The organism is Chromohalobacter sarecensis (assembly GCF_023061135.1).
GTDB classification, from domain to species: Bacteria; Pseudomonadota; Gammaproteobacteria; order Pseudomonadales; family Halomonadaceae; genus Chromohalobacter; species Chromohalobacter sarecensis.
Genome location: NZ_JAKGAN010000015.1, coordinates 23,475 through 39,690, shown reverse-complemented (window position 1 = coordinate 39,690; position 16,216 = coordinate 23,475). Strand labels below are relative to the sequence as shown.

General features: G+C 62.6%; 15 protein-coding genes. 3 read left to right on the top strand and 12 right to left on the bottom strand.

Annotated elements, in window-relative coordinates; translation table 11 throughout:
* Positions 1 to 168: 168 nt before the first annotated feature.
* The 10 genes from L1071_RS16010 to ffh all read right to left on the bottom strand — a co-directional run bounded on the left by L1071_RS16010 (position 169) and on the right by ffh (position 10,435).
* A complete protein-coding gene (locus L1071_RS16010; protein WP_246977011.1) occupies positions 169 to 1,965 on the bottom strand; it encodes a single-stranded-DNA-specific exonuclease RecJ in 1,797 nt (598 codons plus the stop codon).
* Positions 1,966 to 2,034: 69 nt separating this feature from the next.
* Positions 2,035 to 3,423, bottom strand: coding sequence for a threonine synthase (gene thrC / locus L1071_RS16005; RefSeq protein ID WP_246977009.1), 1,389 nt, complete (start codon positions 3,421 to 3,423; stop codon positions 2,035 to 2,037).
* Positions 3,424 to 3,574: 151 nt separating this feature from the next.
* Positions 3,575 to 4,891: a homoserine dehydrogenase gene (locus tag L1071_RS16000; RefSeq protein ID WP_246977018.1), complete on the bottom strand. Its 1,317-nt coding sequence runs from the start codon at positions 4,889 to 4,891 to the stop codon at positions 3,575 to 3,577.
* Between the two features lie 84 nt (positions 4,892 to 4,975).
* Positions 4,976 to 5,710: a DsbC family protein gene (locus tag L1071_RS15995; protein ID WP_246977007.1), complete on the bottom strand. Its 735-nt coding sequence runs from the start codon at positions 5,708 to 5,710 to the stop codon at positions 4,976 to 4,978.
* A gap of 2 nt (positions 5,711 to 5,712) precedes the next feature.
* On the bottom strand, positions 5,713 to 6,600 hold the full coding sequence (xerD, locus tag L1071_RS15990) for a site-specific tyrosine recombinase XerD (protein WP_246977005.1): 888 nt from the start codon (positions 6,598 to 6,600) through the stop codon (positions 5,713 to 5,715).
* A gap of 132 nt (positions 6,601 to 6,732) precedes the next feature.
* On the bottom strand, positions 6,733 to 7,092 hold the full coding sequence (gene rplS / locus L1071_RS15985) for a 50S ribosomal protein L19 (RefSeq protein ID WP_246977003.1): 360 nt from the start codon (positions 7,090 to 7,092) through the stop codon (positions 6,733 to 6,735).
* A 109-nt stretch (positions 7,093 to 7,201) separates the two neighbouring features.
* The gene (gene trmD, locus L1071_RS15980) at positions 7,202 to 8,005 is read right to left on the bottom strand and encodes a tRNA (guanosine(37)-N1)-methyltransferase TrmD (protein WP_246977001.1); all 804 of its coding nucleotides are present in this window, start codon (positions 8,003 to 8,005) and stop codon (positions 7,202 to 7,204) included.
* 38 nt (positions 8,006 to 8,043) lie between these two features.
* A complete protein-coding gene (gene rimM, locus L1071_RS15975; RefSeq protein WP_246977016.1) occupies positions 8,044 to 8,598 on the bottom strand; it encodes a ribosome maturation factor RimM in 555 nt (184 codons plus the stop codon).
* A 14-nt stretch (positions 8,599 to 8,612) separates the two neighbouring features.
* Entirely contained in the window at positions 8,613 to 8,864 is a 252-nt protein-coding gene (gene rpsP, locus L1071_RS15970) for a 30S ribosomal protein S16 (protein WP_075367760.1), read from the bottom strand.
* Positions 8,865 to 9,001: 137 nt separating this feature from the next.
* Entirely contained in the window at positions 9,002 to 10,435 is a 1,434-nt protein-coding gene (ffh, locus tag L1071_RS15965; RefSeq protein WP_246976999.1) for a signal recognition particle protein, read from the bottom strand.
* Between the two features lie 215 nt (positions 10,436 to 10,650).
* Here ffh and L1071_RS15960 point away from each other — a divergent pair, with 215 nt between their 5' ends.
* Both L1071_RS15960 and L1071_RS15955 read left to right on the top strand, forming a co-directional pair.
* The gene (locus tag L1071_RS15960; RefSeq protein WP_246976997.1) at positions 10,651 to 11,451 is read left to right on the top strand and encodes a cytochrome C assembly family protein; all 801 of its coding nucleotides are present in this window, start codon (positions 10,651 to 10,653) and stop codon (positions 11,449 to 11,451) included.
* Between the two features lie 78 nt (positions 11,452 to 11,529).
* Entirely contained in the window at positions 11,530 to 12,813 is a 1,284-nt protein-coding gene (locus L1071_RS15955; RefSeq protein ID WP_246976995.1) for an HlyC/CorC family transporter, read from the top strand.
* Here the strand turns inward: L1071_RS15955 and L1071_RS15950 are convergent.
* On the bottom strand, positions 12,810 to 14,702 hold the full coding sequence (locus L1071_RS15950) for an MFS transporter (RefSeq protein WP_246976993.1): 1,893 nt from the start codon (positions 14,700 to 14,702) through the stop codon (positions 12,810 to 12,812). The two genes, L1071_RS15955 and L1071_RS15950, sit on opposite strands and share 4 nt — an antisense overlap.
* On the bottom strand, positions 14,699 to 15,313 hold the full coding sequence (locus L1071_RS15945) for a TetR/AcrR family transcriptional regulator (protein WP_246976991.1): 615 nt from the start codon (positions 15,311 to 15,313) through the stop codon (positions 14,699 to 14,701). Before L1071_RS15945 ends, L1071_RS15950 begins: the two co-directional genes overlap by 4 nt.
* Positions 15,314 to 15,541: 228 nt before the next feature.
* Here L1071_RS15945 and L1071_RS15940 point away from each other — a divergent pair, with 228 nt between their 5' ends.
* Complete coding sequence (locus L1071_RS15940) at positions 15,542 to 16,213, top strand: SOS response-associated peptidase (RefSeq protein WP_246976990.1); 672 nt, start codon at positions 15,542 to 15,544, stop codon at positions 16,211 to 16,213.
* Positions 16,214 to 16,216: the final 3 nt, after the last annotated feature.

Here is a 16,216-nt window from a genome sequence, read left to right as displayed (position 1 = left end):
TAGCTTCTAGCTTCTAGCTTCTAGCTTCTAGCTTCTAGCTTCTAGCTTCTAGCTTCTAGCTTCTTCCCTCTTCCCTCTTCCCTCTTCCCTCTTCCCTCTTCCCTCTTCCCTCTTCCCTCTTCCCTCTTCCCTCTTCCCTCTTCCCTCTTCCCTCTTCCCTCTTCCCTCTTAAACAGGCTCGGCGTGCTCGACCATCAGCTGCAAGGATTCACGCCCCCGCCAGCGGTTGCGCGATAGCTTGTAGGCACAGCGCAGTCGGTCGCCGAGCCCGAACGGCGGCAGTTCGCCGGGTGTCAGGGCGCGAAACCAGATCGCCTTGAGGCTCACCGCGCCGCACGAGAGCTCGAGCATCAGATGATTCCCCTCGGCGCCCACGGGGCGTAGCTGCTCGATGCGAAACTCGCCGTCGAAAAGCGGGGCGTCGAACTCGCGACCGTAGGGCGCCAAACGCGCCAGCTCATCCACCGCCGCCAGCGACAGCTGCTCGGGCGTCAAGGCGCCGTCGGTCAGCACGTAAGGAAAAAGTTCGCGGTCACCGAGTTGTTCCTCGACCGCCGTGAGAAAGGCATCGCGAAATTCCGCCAGCCGCTCGCGGGGTACGCCAATACCCGCCGCCCCCCGGTGCCCACCGAAACGCGGCAATGCCTCGGGGGCCAGTTCATGCGCACGCTGCAATGCGTCGCGCAGGTGCAACCCTTCGATGGAACGTCCCGAGCCGGTCAACATACCCGGCGCAGCGGCCGGTGTGAGCACCAGCGTGGGACGCCCGAAGGACTGCACCAGCCGCGAGGCGACGATGCCCTGCACGCCGGCGTGCCCATCCTCGAGGAAGACCACGATGGCCGATGCCCCCTCGGCCAGCGCGTCGAGCGCCAATGCCCGAGCGCTCTCGACCATGTCCGCCTCGATCGCCTTACGCGACTGGTTGTCGGTATCCAGCACTTCGAGATGATGCCGCGCCGAGGCGTCGTCGGCGGCGAGCATGAAATGCAGCGCCGCATAAGGGTCGTCGAGGCGCGAGCGCGCGTTGATGCGTGGCCCCATCTGAAAGGCCAGGGTTTCGGCATCGAAGGGCACGCTGTCGTCCCCCAGTCGCTCGGCCATGACCCGCCAGCAAGCAGCGCCCATGCGATTGATCAGCGTCAGTCCATGGCTGACCACGGCGCGATTGGTGGGGCTCGCGCCCAACGAGACGCAATCCGCCACGGTGCCCAAGGCGACGTAGGACAGCCACGGCGATAACTTCGGAGTCGAGGGCGAAGCCACGCCCTGCTCGATGAGCACCGAGCGCGTCAGTGACATGGTCAGCCACGCCACCATACAACCGGCGATGGTGGGGTCCGGGTAATCGCAATCGCTGCGCGTGGGATTGACGGTGGCATACGCCGACGCCGGCGGTCCCGCCGTCGGCAAGGCGTGATGGTCGGTGACCACGACATCGAGCCCCGCCTCACGCAGGCGCGCGATACGCGGCTCATCGGAGCTGCCGCAGTCGGCGGTGATCACCAGACTGGGTCGTGGCGACAATGCCAAGGTGCGCTCCACCAGCGGCAAACTGATGCCGTAGCCATCGAAGATACGGTGGCCGATCAAGCTATGCAGCTTGTGCATCGGGACACCGAACAGCTCATTCAGGGTCCGCAGAATGACGACGTGCGAGGTAATGCCGTCGACGTCGTAATCGGTCAAGATGCCGATATGCTCGCCCTCGGCCACCGCCAGGGCGATCCGCTCGGCGGCACGGCGCGCGTCCTGCAGACGCTCGGGATGCGCCAGATAGCGCAGGCTGGGGTCGATCAGCGATGCGATATCGTCCGTGTAGTCGTGCAGACGTCCGGCGAGTATCCGCGCCTGCAGTTCGCTGAGCCCGGCCGACTGCGCGCGGCGATAGACATCCTCATCGCGCGGGCGAGACAGGATACGGCGATTCAGCAGGCGTTGCGGATCATGCTCGGCTACTGACAAGGATGACTCCTCGGGAGACGGCGGGATGGCAAACCGGGGCGTCGCGGATCACCACGACGCCCTGAAACATCAGCGGCGCTGTTCGGCGACGAAGGCTTGCACCGCCTTGAGCTCGGCCGGCAGCACGCTGTAGCGTTCTTCACGCTCGAGCAAGTCGGCCATGTGCTCAGGCAGCGGCACGCCCTCGAAGCCTGCCTGGAGCACCGCGTCGGCGAACTTGGCCGGGTGCGCGGTCGCCAAGGTGATCATCGGCGTCGCGGCATCCGCGCGAACACGCTCGGCGGCGCGATAGCCCGTCGCGGTATGCGGATCGAGCAATTCCTTGGTACGCCCATGCGCTTCGCGGATTACCTCGAGGATGGTGGCATCATCAACGCTATGGCTGGCGAATTTCTCGCGCAGTTTGGCCAACGGCGCTTCGGCGAGCACCGCCGGCTCATGCTGAAAGCGCTCAAGCAAATCGCGCACGGCATCGCCATCGCGGTCGTAAGCCTCGAACAGCAAGCGCTCGAAATTCGACGACACCACGATATCCATCGACGGCGCCAGGGTCGCCTTGAGCGCCTGCTTGGAGAAATCATTGTCGGCCAGGGTGCGATGCAGGATGTCGTTAGCATTGGTCGCGACGACGAACTGCTTGACCGGCAAGCCCATGCGATAGGCCACGTAGCCGGCGAAGACGTTACCGAAATTGGCCGACGGCACGCAGAAGCTCACCTCGCGATGCGGCACGCCCAGGGCCACCGCAGAGGCCACATAGTAGACCACCTGCGCCATGATGCGCGCCCAGTTGATAGAGTTGACCGCCACCAACCGCGTACCGTTGAGGAAGCCCTGGTCGGCGAAGCTCGCCTTGACCATCGCCTGGGCAGCGTCGAAATCGCCCTCGATGGCGATATTGAAGACGTTATCGGCGAGCACCGTGGTCATCTGCCGGCGCTGCACCTCGGAGACCCGGTTATGCGGATGCAGGATGAAGATGTCGAGGTTGTCGCAATGCCGACAGCCCTCGATCGCCGCCGATCCGGTATCGCCGGACGTCGCCCCCATGATCACCGCCCGCTCGCCGCGCTTGGCCAGGAAGTGATCGAGGATGCGCCCCAGCAATTGCAGGGCGACATCCTTGAACGCCAGCGTCGGGCCGTGGAACAGCTCAAGCAGGAAATGGTTGGCGTCGAGCTGATTCAGCGGCACCACCGCCTCGTGGCTAAAGGTCGCATAGGCATCCGTGACCAGGCCTCGGAAGGTCTCGTCATCGATCTCGCCGCCGACGAAGGGCTTCATCACCCGAAAGGCGATCTCGGCATAGGAAAGCCCCGCCATCGCCTCGAGATCCTGCGTCGAGAGCGTGGGAATCGTCTCCGGCACGTAGAGACCGCCATCAGAGGCCATTCCAGTCAACACCACTTCTTCGAAACTCAGCGCCGGCGCCTGGCCGCGCGTACTGATATAACGCATTGCTCGGTTTCCTCGCTAGAAGGAAGAGCGCGGCTTCGCCGCTTGAAGCTGGAAGAACGAAGAGAACCCAATAGCTAGAACCTGAAGATTCGCATTCACGGCTTGTCTCTCTTACGTCTTACTTCTTATCCCTTCTCTCTTCCGTCCTGGTTTATTCCTGCTCGTCGAGCGATTCGACGCGGATCCGCGTCACCGGGCCGGCGATATCGGCCAGCGACTCGAGCTGGCGGATCGCTTGGTTCATGTATTGCTCGCGGGTGCGGTGCGTCATCAGGATAATCGGCACCAGCTCGCCTTCGGTGGCTTCCTTCTGGATGATCGCCTCGATGGAGATCCCCTGCTCGGAAAGAATCGTCGCCACCCGTGCCAGCACGCCCGGACGGTCCACCGCCAACAGCCGCAGGTAATAGGCGGTGACGATGTCCTCCATGGGCAGGATCGGCAGCGAGCCATCGGCCTCGTCGATGCCGCTGAAGGCCAGATACGGCACCCGGTAATGGTGCTCGGTGGTGATATCGCGGGCCACGTCGAGCAGGTCGGCGACCACCGCCGAAGCCGTGGGCTCGGCCCCTGCCCCGGCGCCATAGTAAAGCGTCGGCCCCACGGCATCGCCCATCACAGCGATGGCGTTCTTCACGCCATGCACGCTGGCCAGCAGGCGCTCCTTGGGGATCAAGGTCGGATGCACGCGCAGCTCAAGACCCTTCTCGGTGCGCTTGGAAATCCCCAGGTGCTTGATGATGTAGCCAAGTTGATCGGCCTGCTCGACATCCTCGGCGGTGACCCGCGAGATGCCCTCCGTGTAGGCCCTATCGAACTGCAGCGGCACACCGAAGGCGATCGACGCCAGGATGGTCAGCTTGTGTGCGGCGTCGATGCCTTCGACATCGAAGGTCGGGTCGGCTTCGGCATAACCCAGCGCCTGCGCTTCGGCGAGCACGTCGTCGAAGGCACGACCTTCATCGCGCATGTGGGTCAGAATGTAGTTGCCGGTGCCGTTGATGATGCCGGCCAGCCATTGAATGCGGTTGGCGCCGAGGCCTTCACGCAGCGACTTGATCACCGGAATGCCGCCGGCCACGGCCGCTTCGAAGGCCACGATTACGCCCTTCTCATGAGCGGCCTGAAAGATCTCGTTGCCGTGCACGGCGATCAGCGCCTTGTTGGCGGTAACCACGTGCTTGCCGTTCTCGATGGCGGTCATCACCAGCTCGCGGGCCACGTCGTAGCCGCCGATCAACTCGACCAGTACATCGACATCGGGATTGCGTGCCACCTCGAAGACATCGCGGGTGACCTTGACCCCGGCGGTTTCGCATTGCGGGTTATCGCGACGCGTACCGACCTGCTCGACGATAATCGGTCGACTGGCGCGACGGGCGATATCGTCCGCATTGCGCGTCAACACATTGAAGGTACCGCCACCCACGGTCCCTAGCCCACAGATACCTACTCTCACCGGTTTCAACGTCACGCCCCCCTTGCTCAGTGTATGTGTCCAGCGGACCTCCCGCGCCTAGCGCCGGAGGTCATCCTATTTATCGTCGCTCGGTCATTTTTCGATACCGAGCATCGATGCCAACCGTTCGGCCGGCACGTACCCCGGCACCATGCGGCCATTCGGCAACACGATGGCGGGCGTTCCCTGGATCCCCAGCTCACGTCCAAGTTCGTACTGCTCGGCCACTGGTGCCTCGCACTGCGCCGTGGCGTCCGGGGTTTCTCCACGCATCGCGGCGGTGAGCGCCTCGGTGGCATTGTCGGCGCACCAGGCCTGGCTCAGCACGCGTGCCGCCTCGGAGTCGACACCGGCACGTGGAAAGGCCAGATAGTCTACCTCGATTCCCATCCGATTGAGACGGGGGACTTCCTTATGCAGCTTTTGGCAATAAGGGCACGAGGTATCGGTAAAGACAGTAATGCGTGCCTTGACCTCGCCGGCAGGCTTGTAGATGACGCGCTCACCCGCGGGGACGTCATCGAGACGCGCCTGACGGCGTTCGTTGGCGGCACGCTCGGTCAGGTTAACCATCTGCCCGTCGCGGTTTCGATACAGGTCACCGACCACCATGTATTCCCCGTCGGCATCTGTATACAGGGTTTCACCGCTCTCGAGACGCACCTCATAGAGCCCCGATAACGGCGACTCCTCGATCGACGCCACCGGCAGCGGCTGCCCGTTGTGGGTCAGCTTGTCGGCCATCCCCTCGGAGGGTGCAGCAAGGCTTAGCGGCGCGGCCAGAAGGGCCAGGGCGCCTCCCATGACGGACAATACGGCTCTAGACATGATCAACCTCTAGGATGATGTTGGGCGTGCAGCGCTTCCAGGCGCGCTTGGGCTACCTGGGTATAGATTTGCGTGGTCGACAGATCACTGTGACCCAGCAACAACTGTACGACACGCAAATTGGCGCCATGATTCAACAGATGCGTGGCGAATGCATGACGCAGCGTGTGTGGCGAGAGGGGCTTGTCGATGCCAGCCACCACGGCATGCCGCTTGATACGATGCCAGAACGTCTGGCGGGTCATGAACCCATCATGGCGTCCGGGAAACAAGGGCGGTCGCGTCGGATCATTCATCAAGCCCCCACGCCCTTGCCGCAGGTAGCGCTCAAGCCATGCGGTCGCCTCCTCGCCCAGCGGGACCAAGCGCTCCTTATCGCCCTTGCCGAGCACGCGCAGCACGCCCTGACGCAAGTTGACCGCATCCACCGTCAAGCCGACCAGTTCGGAGACGCGCAGACCGCATCCATACAACACCTCGAGCATGGTGCGGTCGCGCAATCCCAGCGGCGCATCCGGGTCCGGGGCCTCGAGCAGGCGCTCGACCTCGGCTTCATCCAGGGTATTGGGCAATTTGGCGACGGCCTTGGGCGCACGTGCCTCGGCCAAGGGATCATGGGCGATATGCCCCTCGGCCAGCGCCCAACGATAGAAGCGCCGCAGGCAAGATAGCAGGCGTGCCACCGAGCGAGGATGATAGTGCTCGCGACGCGACGCCAGAAACGCCTCCAGCGCATTTTCGCCGGGGGCAAGCAGACGCTCGCCGCGCAACGTGAGGTGCGCGAGCCAGGCATCCAGATCGCGCCGATAGGCATCCAGCGTATGCCGACTCAGCCCACGTTCCAGCCAGAGCCCATCGAGAAAAGCATCGCGCCACTCGAGATCATCCACCGATTCTGCCCTCCCCGCGACGCCTGCGCCTACCCCATATGCAAAAACCCCACGAGCCAAGGGCCCGCGGGGTTCTCGTCGAGCGCTCTCTCAAGGAAGCGCCCCTGGCGTCTCGAGGACGCCGCAAGCCGCTTAACGAGCCAGCTTTTCCTTGATGCGTGCGGACTTGCCGCTGCGCTCGCGGAGGTAGTACAGCTTGGCTTGGCGCACGTCACCGCGACGCTTGACCTCGATGGAATCGACCAGCGGGCTGTACGTCTGGAAGGTACGCTCGACGCCGACACCGTGGGAAACCTTGCGCACGGTGAAGGCGGAGTTGAGTCCGCGGTTGCGCTTGCCGATCACCACACCTTCGAAAGCCTGCAGACGCTCGCGGTTACCTTCCACGACCTTGACCTGAACGGTCACGGTGTCACCCGGCGAGAATGCCGGAATGTTCTTGCTCATCTGCTCGGTTTCGAGCGCCTGGATCACCTTGTTCTTGCTACTCATGACTCAACTCCTTGATATTTGGATGACCGTCTCTTCATTGTGTCGAGAGTCGGTCGTGATCCCGGCGTCGCGAAACGCGGGAATCGACTTAGTGGGTGACGCGCGGCGCTCATTCGTCGAACGTCCGTCGCTCCTCCGTCCTACCGACGTGCTGACTCGTGGCGTCTTCTGCGATGAACTCATCGAGCAATCGTTGCTGCTCGCGATCCAGAGCGCGACCTTCGAGAAGGTCAGGTCGCCTGAGCCAGGTGCGCCCGAGGGACTGCTTCAGCCGCCAGCGGCGAATCGCCGCGTGGTTGCCACTCAGCAGAATGTCCGGCACACCACGCCCATCGATCGTCTCGGGGCGCGTGTAGTGCGGGCAATCCAGAAGCCCCTCGCTAAAGGAATCCTCGAGTGCCGAATCGCCATGACCGAGTACGCCCGGCACCAGCCGGGAAACGGCATCGACCATCACCATGGCCGGCAATTCACCGCCGCTAAGCACATAATCGCCGATCGACCACTCTTCGTCGATATCGGCCTCGACCACTCGCTCGTCGATGCCTTCGTAACGACCAGCGACAACGATCAGTGCCTCCAGGTCGGCCAACTCCCGTACACCGCGTTGATCGAGCCGCCGCCCCTGGGGCGACAGATAAACCACGCGAGTGTGCTCTGGCGCACAACCACGGCGTTCGGCGTCACGGCGAGCCTCGGCGATGGCGGGTCGCAGCGTGTCGACCTTCATCAGCATGCCGGGGCCACCGCCATAGGGCCGATCATCCACCGTGCGGTGCTTATCCGTGGCGTAATCCCGGGGATTCCAGAAATCCACCACTAGCAATCCCTGGTCGACGGCACGCCCCGTTACGCCGTAACGGGTAATCGCCTCGAACATCTCCGGGAACAGGGAGACAACACCAATCCACATGGCTTCATCACTCGACCAGTGACACCGGCGATACGGCGTCAGAATTCAGGATCCCAATCCACTGTCATACGCCCGGCATCGAGATCCACTTCACGGATCACGCCGTCGGGCAGAAACGGTATTAACCGCTCCCGCTCATCGAGACTCGCCTCGCTGGGCTGGATCACCAACACGTCGTTGGCACCCGTCTCGAAGAGATAATTCACTTGCCCCAGACACTCACCGGACAGCGTCTCGACCCGCAGGCCTTCGAGCTGATACCAGTAATAGTCGCCCGGCGCGAGCGCCGGCAACGCCTGCTTGGGCAGAAGAATATCCGCGCCGGCCCAACGTTCGGCCAGTTCGCGGCTCGAGATGCCTTCAAGGCTGGCGACCAGCCCTTTGCCCTGGGGGCGTCCCTGGCTCAGCGTGCACTCAAGGTACTCGCCGCGCAGTGACAACACCCATTCGGCATGCTCGAAGATACCCTCAATGGGGCTAGTGTACGAATACACCCTCAACCACCCTTTCACGCCGTAGGGACTGGTCAGGCGACCAAGCACCACGTGCTCGTCGTCTTGCGCCGCATCGGCGCGACCGGTCTCGTGCGACATAGCGGGCGGTGCACTCACGCTTGCTGCTTGCGTGCTTCTTTCAGCAACTCGGCGACGCGATCAGAGAGCTGAGCCCCAAGACCCTGCCAATGCTCGGCACGCTCGAGATCGACGCGCAGACGCTCTTCCTGACCACGGGCTACCGGGTTGAAGAAGCCAATACGCTCGATGAAGCGGCCGTCGCGAGACTTACGCGAGTCGCTGACGGTGAGGTGATAAAAGGGACGCTTCTTGGCGCCACCACGGGCCAAACGGATGGTAACCATGCGCTATAATCCTACGGTTGAAGTTTTACGTTACGCCACGAACTGTCGCGGCGGGCAAGACCCACCTGCGAAGACGCAGCATTCTACGGAAAAAGGCCCGTATTGGAAACCTTTTTCCTTGACAACGAAAGGCGCTATCAACGGCGCGGAAAGCCGCCACCGGGGCCACCGCCCATGCCTGGGCCACCCATACCGCCAGGGCCGCCCATGCCACCTGGACCACCCATGCCGCCTGGGCCGCCGCCCATATCGCGCATCATTTTCTGCATGCCGCCTTTCTTGCCGGCTTTTTTCATCATCTTCTGCATCTGCTTGTGCTGCTTGAGCAGACGATTGAGATCGGGCACTTGCAAGCCAGCGCCGGCTGCGATGCGACGCTTACGCGAGCCAGTGATGATTTCCGGCTTGCGGCGCTCCTTCGGGGTCATCGAGTTGATCAACGACTCGAGCTTGCCCAGCTCCTTCTCGGCACCTGGTCCCTGCGCAGCCTCGGCCATCTGTCCCATGCCAGGCAGCTTGCCCATCAAACCGCCCATGCCGCCCATCTTCTTGAGCTGCTGGAGCTGTTCGCGGAAATCCTCGAGATCGAAACCGTTGCCTTTCTTGACCTTCTTGGCCAGCTTCTCTGCCTTGCCCTGATCGACACTGCGCTCGGCTTCTTCTATGAGCGACAGCATGTCGCCCATGCCTAGAATCCGCGATGCGACACGATCCGGGTGAAACGGCTCGAGAGCATCGACTTTTTCGCCCATGCCCATGAATTTGATCGGCTTGCCGGTGACATGGCGCACCGAGAGCGCCGCGCCGCCACGAGCGTCGCCGTCCGCCTTGGTGAGAATCACCCCGGTCAGCGGCAACGCTTCATGGAAGACCTGTGCGGTATTGGCGGCATCCTGACCGGTCATGGCGTCGACCACGAACAGCGTCTCATCCGGCGAGATCGCCCCATGCAAGGCCTGGATTTCTTCCATCATTGCCTGATCGACGGAGAGTCGCCCGGCGGTATCCACGATCACTACGTCGTGAAACTGGATCTTGGCATGCTTGATCGCCGCTTGGGCGATGTCCACCGGCTGTTGGGCGCTGGTCGAGGGAAAGAAGTCGACCTCCACCTCTTTGGCCAGCGTCTCGAGCTGGTCGATGGCCGCCGGGCGATAGACGTCGGCGGAAACCACCAGCACTTTTTTCTTTTCCCGCTCGCGCAAAAAGCGCGCCAATTTGGCGACCGAGGTCGTTTTACCCGCGCCCTGCAGGCCCGCCATCAAGACGACCGAAGGCGTGCTCTTGAGCGACAACGCCTCGTTGGCCTCGCCCATGATCGCTTCCAGCTCCTGCTGGACGATCTTGACGAATTGCTGGCCCGGGGACAGGCTGCGCGAGACCTCTTGGCCCACGGCGCGCTCGCGCACCCGCTCGACGAACGCCTTGACCACCGGCAGGGCCACATCGGCCTCCAGCAGCGCACGACGCACCTCGCGCAGCGTGTCCTTGATGTTGTCCTCGGTCAGCTTGGCCTGACCGGTGATCGACTTCAGTGTGCCCGACAGGCGATCGGTCAAACTTTCAAACATGGCGCTCTCCGGCAGGAATTGCCTAGGCATGAAACGGCGATTATACGCGTTCGTGGCGACTCTCTCCATGCACCCGTCGCGATGCGTGAACGGCGGGGGGATTCGCTACGGCGCGGGGATTCGCTATAGTAACGCTCCTGAGTCCGCGTGACATGCTCACGTGATATTGACGCTTCATTTTCTTCGACGCCGACCGGCGCAGGGATTGGCCACCGATGCAGGCGCTGCCTTTTGCGATTCTCGCCATTGTCTGTTATCTCGCCGTGGGCGCCTGGCAGGCGCTGGCGCTTGCCAGACGTGTCGCGCCCAGAGCACCGTGGGTGCGTTCGCTGGGCTTGCTCGCGGTCAGCGCCCATGCCGTGGTCGTGGCGCATAGTGTGTTTCTCGGTCAAGGCCTGCATCTGGGGCTGTTCGAAAGCGCCTCACTCTTTAGCTGGTTGATCGCTGCCCTGTTGATCGCAGTCAGCCTGGTCAAGCCATTGTTGAATGCCGGTATCGTCCTCTTCCCACTGGCCGCGCTGACGCTGGTGGCACTGATGCTTTATCCCAGCCACATGGTCGAATCCAATGTCTCGCCCGGCATCGCCTTTCATATCGTGACCTCCAGCGTAGCCTCGGCACTGCTCAGCATCGCGGCGGTACAAGCCGTGCTGGTGACGTTCCAGAATCACGCCCTCAAACGCCGTCATACGCGTGGAATCATCCAGGTACTGCCCGCGTTGACGAGCATGGAGCGCTTGCTGTTCGAGCTCATCGGCGCCGGCTTGCTCTTGCTTACGGCGGCCATCGTCAGCGGCTTCATTTTCATCGACAATCTCTTCGCCCAGCACCTCGTCCACAAGACGGTGTTCTCTCTCGCCGCCTGGCTGGTCTTCACGGGGCTGCTCATCGGCCGCCACTGGCTGGGCTGGCGTGGCGCCCGCGCGATGCGCTGGACGCTGGGCGGCTGCCTGTTACTGGTACTCGGCTACTTCGGCACCAAGGTCGCGCTACAGCTGATCTTCCACGATATCTAGGCAAACGCGCGGCAACTTGACACTTCCGGGGGGAAACCCTACAAACGATGTTGGCTTTTCAGCGAGGACCTCTACACCTTGAGCGATGACATACCCTTAGGGCTGCTGCTGACGCTGCTGTTCGTGCTCATCTGCCTATCCGCCTTCTTCTCCAGCTCTGAAACCGGAATGATGTCGATCAACCGCTACCGCCTGTCGCACCAGGCCAATAGCGGAGAGCGCACCGCCAAGCGTGTGATGCGCCTACTGAGCCGCCCCGACCGGCTGATCGGGGTCATCCTCATCGGCAACAACTTCGTCAACAACCTCGCTGCCTCCATTGCTACGATCATCGCCATCCATTTCTTCGGCGATGTCTCCGGACCGGCCATCTCCACCGCCGTGCTGACCATCGTGATTCTGATCTTCGCCGAGGTCACGCCCAAGACGTTCGCCGCCGTCAAGCCCGAACGCATCGCCTATCCTGCATCCGTGGCACTGGAGCCGCTACTCAAGCTCTTCTATCCGCTGGTGTGGCTCGTCAATGCGATTTCCAATGGCCTTTTGCGGCTCATGGGCGTCAAGGATATCGACGGCAGTGCCGACAACCTGACGCGTGACGAACTGCGTACGGTCGTTCATGAGGCCGGCACCATGATCCCCCGGCGCCACCAGTCCATGTTGCTGTCGATCCTCGACCTGGAAAACGTAACCGTCAACGACATCATGGTGCCACGTCAGGAAATCGCCGGCATCGACCTCGACGACGACCTCGAGGCCATCCTCACCCAGATCCGCTCCAGCCAGCACACCCGCGTACCGGTCTATAAAGGCGATATCAACAACATCATCGGTATCCTGCATCTGCGTAATGCCGCGCGCTTCCTCTCCAAGCCCGAGGTGACCAAGGCCGCCATCGTCCAGGAAGCCCGCGAACCCTATTTCATTCCCGAGTCGACACCGCTTCACACCCAATTGCTCAATTTCCAGCAACAGAAGCGCCGTATCGGCATCGTGGTCGACGAATATGGCGATGTGGAAGGATTGGCGACACTGGAAGATATCCTCGAGGAGATCGTCGGCGAATTCACCACCGACGAAGCGGCCACGCACCGCGAGATTCACCCCCAGGAAGACGGTAGCTATATCATCGAGGGGACTACCAACATCCGCGACATCAACAAAGTACTCGCCTGGCAGTTGCCTACCGACGGCCCCAAGACGCTCAACGGCTTGATTCTCGAACACCTGGAAGCCTTTCCCGACGCGCCCGCCTGCCTGCAACTGGGGGCGATTCGTATGGAAATCCTGCAGATCAAGGACAACCTGATCACCTCGGCGCGTTGCTGGCAGTCGGCACGCCGCGCCCGGGCGCTGGGTTAATCCGCCGTCACGCCGATCTCGGCCTCAGCCTTGCGCTTGAGCTCGACCACGCGCCGCTCCATGTCGGCGCGCTTGGCCTCGCCCACCGGAATAGGATCGCCAAAGTGGAGCGCCACCCGCGCCCGGAAACGCCGTGGCCACTTGGTCAATGCCTTGCCGTCGCGATTCGAGGTCCACGATCCCCATAGCCCGGCCAATCCGGCAGGCACCACCGGTACCGGGTCTCGCGCCAGGATAATGTCCACACCACGCCGAAAACGCTGCATCTCGCCATCGGTGGTCAAGCGTCCCTCGGGGAACAACATCACCACCTCTCCCTGACGCAGGGCGTGACTCACTTCATCCAGGGCACGCCGCACACCGCCGGGATCGCAACGCTCGGAATCCACCGGGATGGCGCCGGCAATGCGGAAAAACCAGTTGAGCCACCGGGATTCGTAAATGGGGCGATCCATCAAGAAACGCAGCGGACGCGGACACCCGCCGCCCAGAATCAAGGCGTCCATGAAGCTGACGTGGTTGCACACCACCAGCGCCGCGCCGCGTGCGGGCACGGCTTGGCGCCCGCGAAAACGCAGCCGATACAGCACGCGGATCAGCACGAAAATCGACAGACGCAATGCCGGACGCGGCACCATGCACAGGATGATCACCGCCAGTGTCAGGGACACCGCCGAGAGAGCCAGCATGAAGGTATTCAGCGAGGCGCCGATCACACTCAGCATGACGACGCCGAAGCCCGCCGCCAGCACCATGAACAACGCATTGAGGATATTGTTGGCGGCGATCATGCGAGCGCGGTTGTCATCGTCGCTTTCGAGCTGAATCAGCGTATACAACGGCACGATGTACAAGCCACCACCCAGACCGATCACCGCGAAATCGAGGATTTGGCGCCAGAACCCCGGTGACAGGCTCAATGCCGCCAGCCCGGTCTCGCTTCCCGCCAGCGGCTGACTCAGCCCCAGGTCGAGACCCGCCAAGCCGAAGAGCATGGCACCGGCCGGTATCAAGCCGACCTCCAGGCGCCCCGCCGACAAGCGTGCACACAGCAGCGCACCCGCGCCCACACCCAGCGCAAACGCCCCCAGCAAGGCACTGACCACGGCTTCATCGCCATGCACGACATCGCGTGTCCAGGCCGGCATCTGAGTCAGATAGCAGGCCCCTAGAAACCAGAATAGGCTGATGCCCAGCAAGGCGCGAAACACCTGCGGCTGATGCCAGGCGTCGCGCAGCACTTCACGTCCGCCACGCCAGGGTCGCCACGGCGTAGCGCCCGCCTGCGTGGGCGGCGCACTGGGCACCCACAGGCTAGCGATAAGCCCCAGGAGCGCCAGCACCACTAAGGTGGCAGCGATACTTCCCCGCGCCCAGTCACCCTCGAGGGACGCCAGCACCCCTGCCAGCAGTGTGCCCAGCAGGATCGACAGGAAAGTGCCCAGGCTGACCCAGGCGTTGCCCTTGACGAGCTCGGTTGGCGACAAGTGTTGCGGCAGGATAGCGTACTTCACCGGCCCGAAAAGTGCCGACTGGGTACCCATCATGAACAACAATGCTAGCAGTACAGCATAGGCCTCGTACCAGACGGCGGCCGCCGCCATGCTCATGGTCACGAGTTCCAGCACCTTGAGGCGTCTGACCAGACGACGCTTGTCGAGACGGTCGGCCAGCAAGCCGCCCCATGCCGAAAACAACAGGAAAGGCAGGATGAAAAGCCCCGCCGCGAGATTGTTGAGCAGCCCCGTGTCCCAGCCATAGCGAGGCACGGCGACAAAGGTCAGTAGCAACAGCAGGACATTCTTGAACACGTTGTCGTTGAACGCGCCCAGGGCTTGTGTCCAGAAGAAGGGAGCGAATCGACGCTGGGTAAGCAATCGGGGAATCACGACTCTCTCGGACCGTACTTGAGTCCCATCAGCGTGGTGGTCAGCAATTGATCGAGCAACTCGGTGACTTCCAGCGACTGGCCCTGCCAGACGCCCAGCCGTTCGTTGAGTCCCAGTTGAACCAAGCCATGCACGCTCCCCCACAGGGTGCGTGCCATGCGCCGTGCCTCGATCTCGCCCATCAGCGGCTGGTACTCGGCAAGTGCTGCCTCGACACGCACGAACAGGCCCTCGATCATGTCATTCTGACGTTGGTCCAGCTCGCCCTCTTGGGCTAGCGGGTATTCGAACAGCATCTGCCAGCGATAGGGCTCATGCTGCGCGAATATCCAATAAGCCGTCGCCAATGCCTTCAGACGCGACTCGGGATCAGCGCCCTCGAGTTCCTCCACGGCCACCCGCAGGCGCCCCAGCGTCTCGACGTTGACGTATTGCAGCAGGTTGCCAAAACTACCGTAGAGTTTCAGCAGCGTGCTAGGCGCACATCCCACCTCGCGCGCCAACGAGCGCAGCGACAGCGTATGCACAGGATTATCGCGTAGCCAGGCGTCACACGCCGCCATGACCTGGCTATGCAGCACCTCGGGTGCATGCTGTCTGGGACGAGCCATCGGATTCCTCGTGATGAGCATGCACGGCACTTGACTCTTGCCTGTATTGCCAATTTTGCTCTTAGCAAGCGCAAGAGTCCGAACCGCGCGTGGTCGAACAGCGTTTCCCCCAGCATATCGGGAACGCACGCAAACGCAAGTGGCAAGCCTTGCGATAAATCAAAAGCAGCGCTGGTAAGCGCCCGCCAGCGTGGCTTACCCTGTCGCGTCGAACCGCGAGGAGAGAGCATGGCCGGCCGTCTTTACATCAAGCCCTGGACAACGCCGCCGCTCGACGCGCTTCGCCAGGACAGCCAGCCGATCGTCGGCCCCAACCTGGCACCGCGTCGCCCTATTTCGATCATTCGTCAGGACGCGGACGAAGCGCATTGGGCCACGGCATTCTGGGGGCTGACCCCGCCTTGGCTCAAGGTGCTGGACCACGCGCCGCATTGCGCTCGCGCCGAATCGCTCGAGCAGCGCCCGATGTTTCGCGAAGCCTTCCACGCGCGGCGCTGCTTGATTCCGGTCGCCGGCGTCTATGTCTGGAAGCCGCAGCCACGCATGAAGCAGCCGTTTCTGGTCACCCGCGTTGACCGGGCGCCGCTGCTGCTGGCCGGGGTCTGGTGCCGTTATCACACCACGCTGACAGAGTTTAACGACTCTACGGCCTTGATCACGGTGCCCAGCAATCCACTGGTGACACCGCTCAGCGATCGCTTTCCAGCCGTCATCGAGGCGGGGGATGCCCATGAGTGGCTGGCGCCAGCGACTCCGGACGAACGTGCCCGCGAGATGCTGACCCCCGCTCCGTTGGAACTGTTGGGCGCTTTTCCTGTATCAAGACGTGTCAACGCTCCAAAGCATCAAGACTGGGCCTGCGGACATCCCACCGGCCCGATGACCTACTGGCATCAGTGAACA

Bases quoted from the DNA above. Each gene is read 5' to 3' on its own strand.
- rimM (WP_246977016.1), bottom strand. From the start codon at position 8,598: ATGTCGCACGAGACCGGTCGCGCCGATGCGGCGCAAGACGACGAGCAC.
- trmD (WP_246977001.1), bottom strand. From the start codon at position 8,005: ATGTGGATTGGTGTTGTCTCCCTGTTCCCGGAGATGTTCGAGGCGATT.
- rpsP (WP_075367760.1), bottom strand. From the start codon at position 8,864: ATGGTTACCATCCGTTTGGCCCGTGGTGGCGCCAAGAAGCGTCCCTTT.
- rplS (WP_246977003.1), bottom strand. From the start codon at position 7,092: ATGAGTAGCAAGAACAAGGTGATCCAGGCGCTCGAAACCGAGCAGATG.
- L1071_RS15940 (WP_246976990.1), top strand. From the start codon at position 15,542: ATGGCCGGCCGTCTTTACATCAAGCCCTGGACAACGCCGCCGCTCGAC.
- L1071_RS15960 (WP_246976997.1), top strand. From the start codon at position 10,651: ATGCAGGCGCTGCCTTTTGCGATTCTCGCCATTGTCTGTTATCTCGCC.
- L1071_RS15995 (WP_246977007.1), bottom strand. From the start codon at position 5,710: ATGTCTAGAGCCGTATTGTCCGTCATGGGAGGCGCCCTGGCCCTTCTG.
- ffh (WP_246976999.1), bottom strand. From the start codon at position 10,435: ATGTTTGAAAGTTTGACCGATCGCCTGTCGGGCACACTGAAGTCGATC.
- thrC (WP_246977009.1), bottom strand. From the start codon at position 3,423: ATGCGTTATATCAGTACGCGCGGCCAGGCGCCGGCGCTGAGTTTCGAA.
- L1071_RS15945 (WP_246976991.1), bottom strand. From the start codon at position 15,313: ATGGCTCGTCCCAGACAGCATGCACCCGAGGTGCTGCATAGCCAGGTC.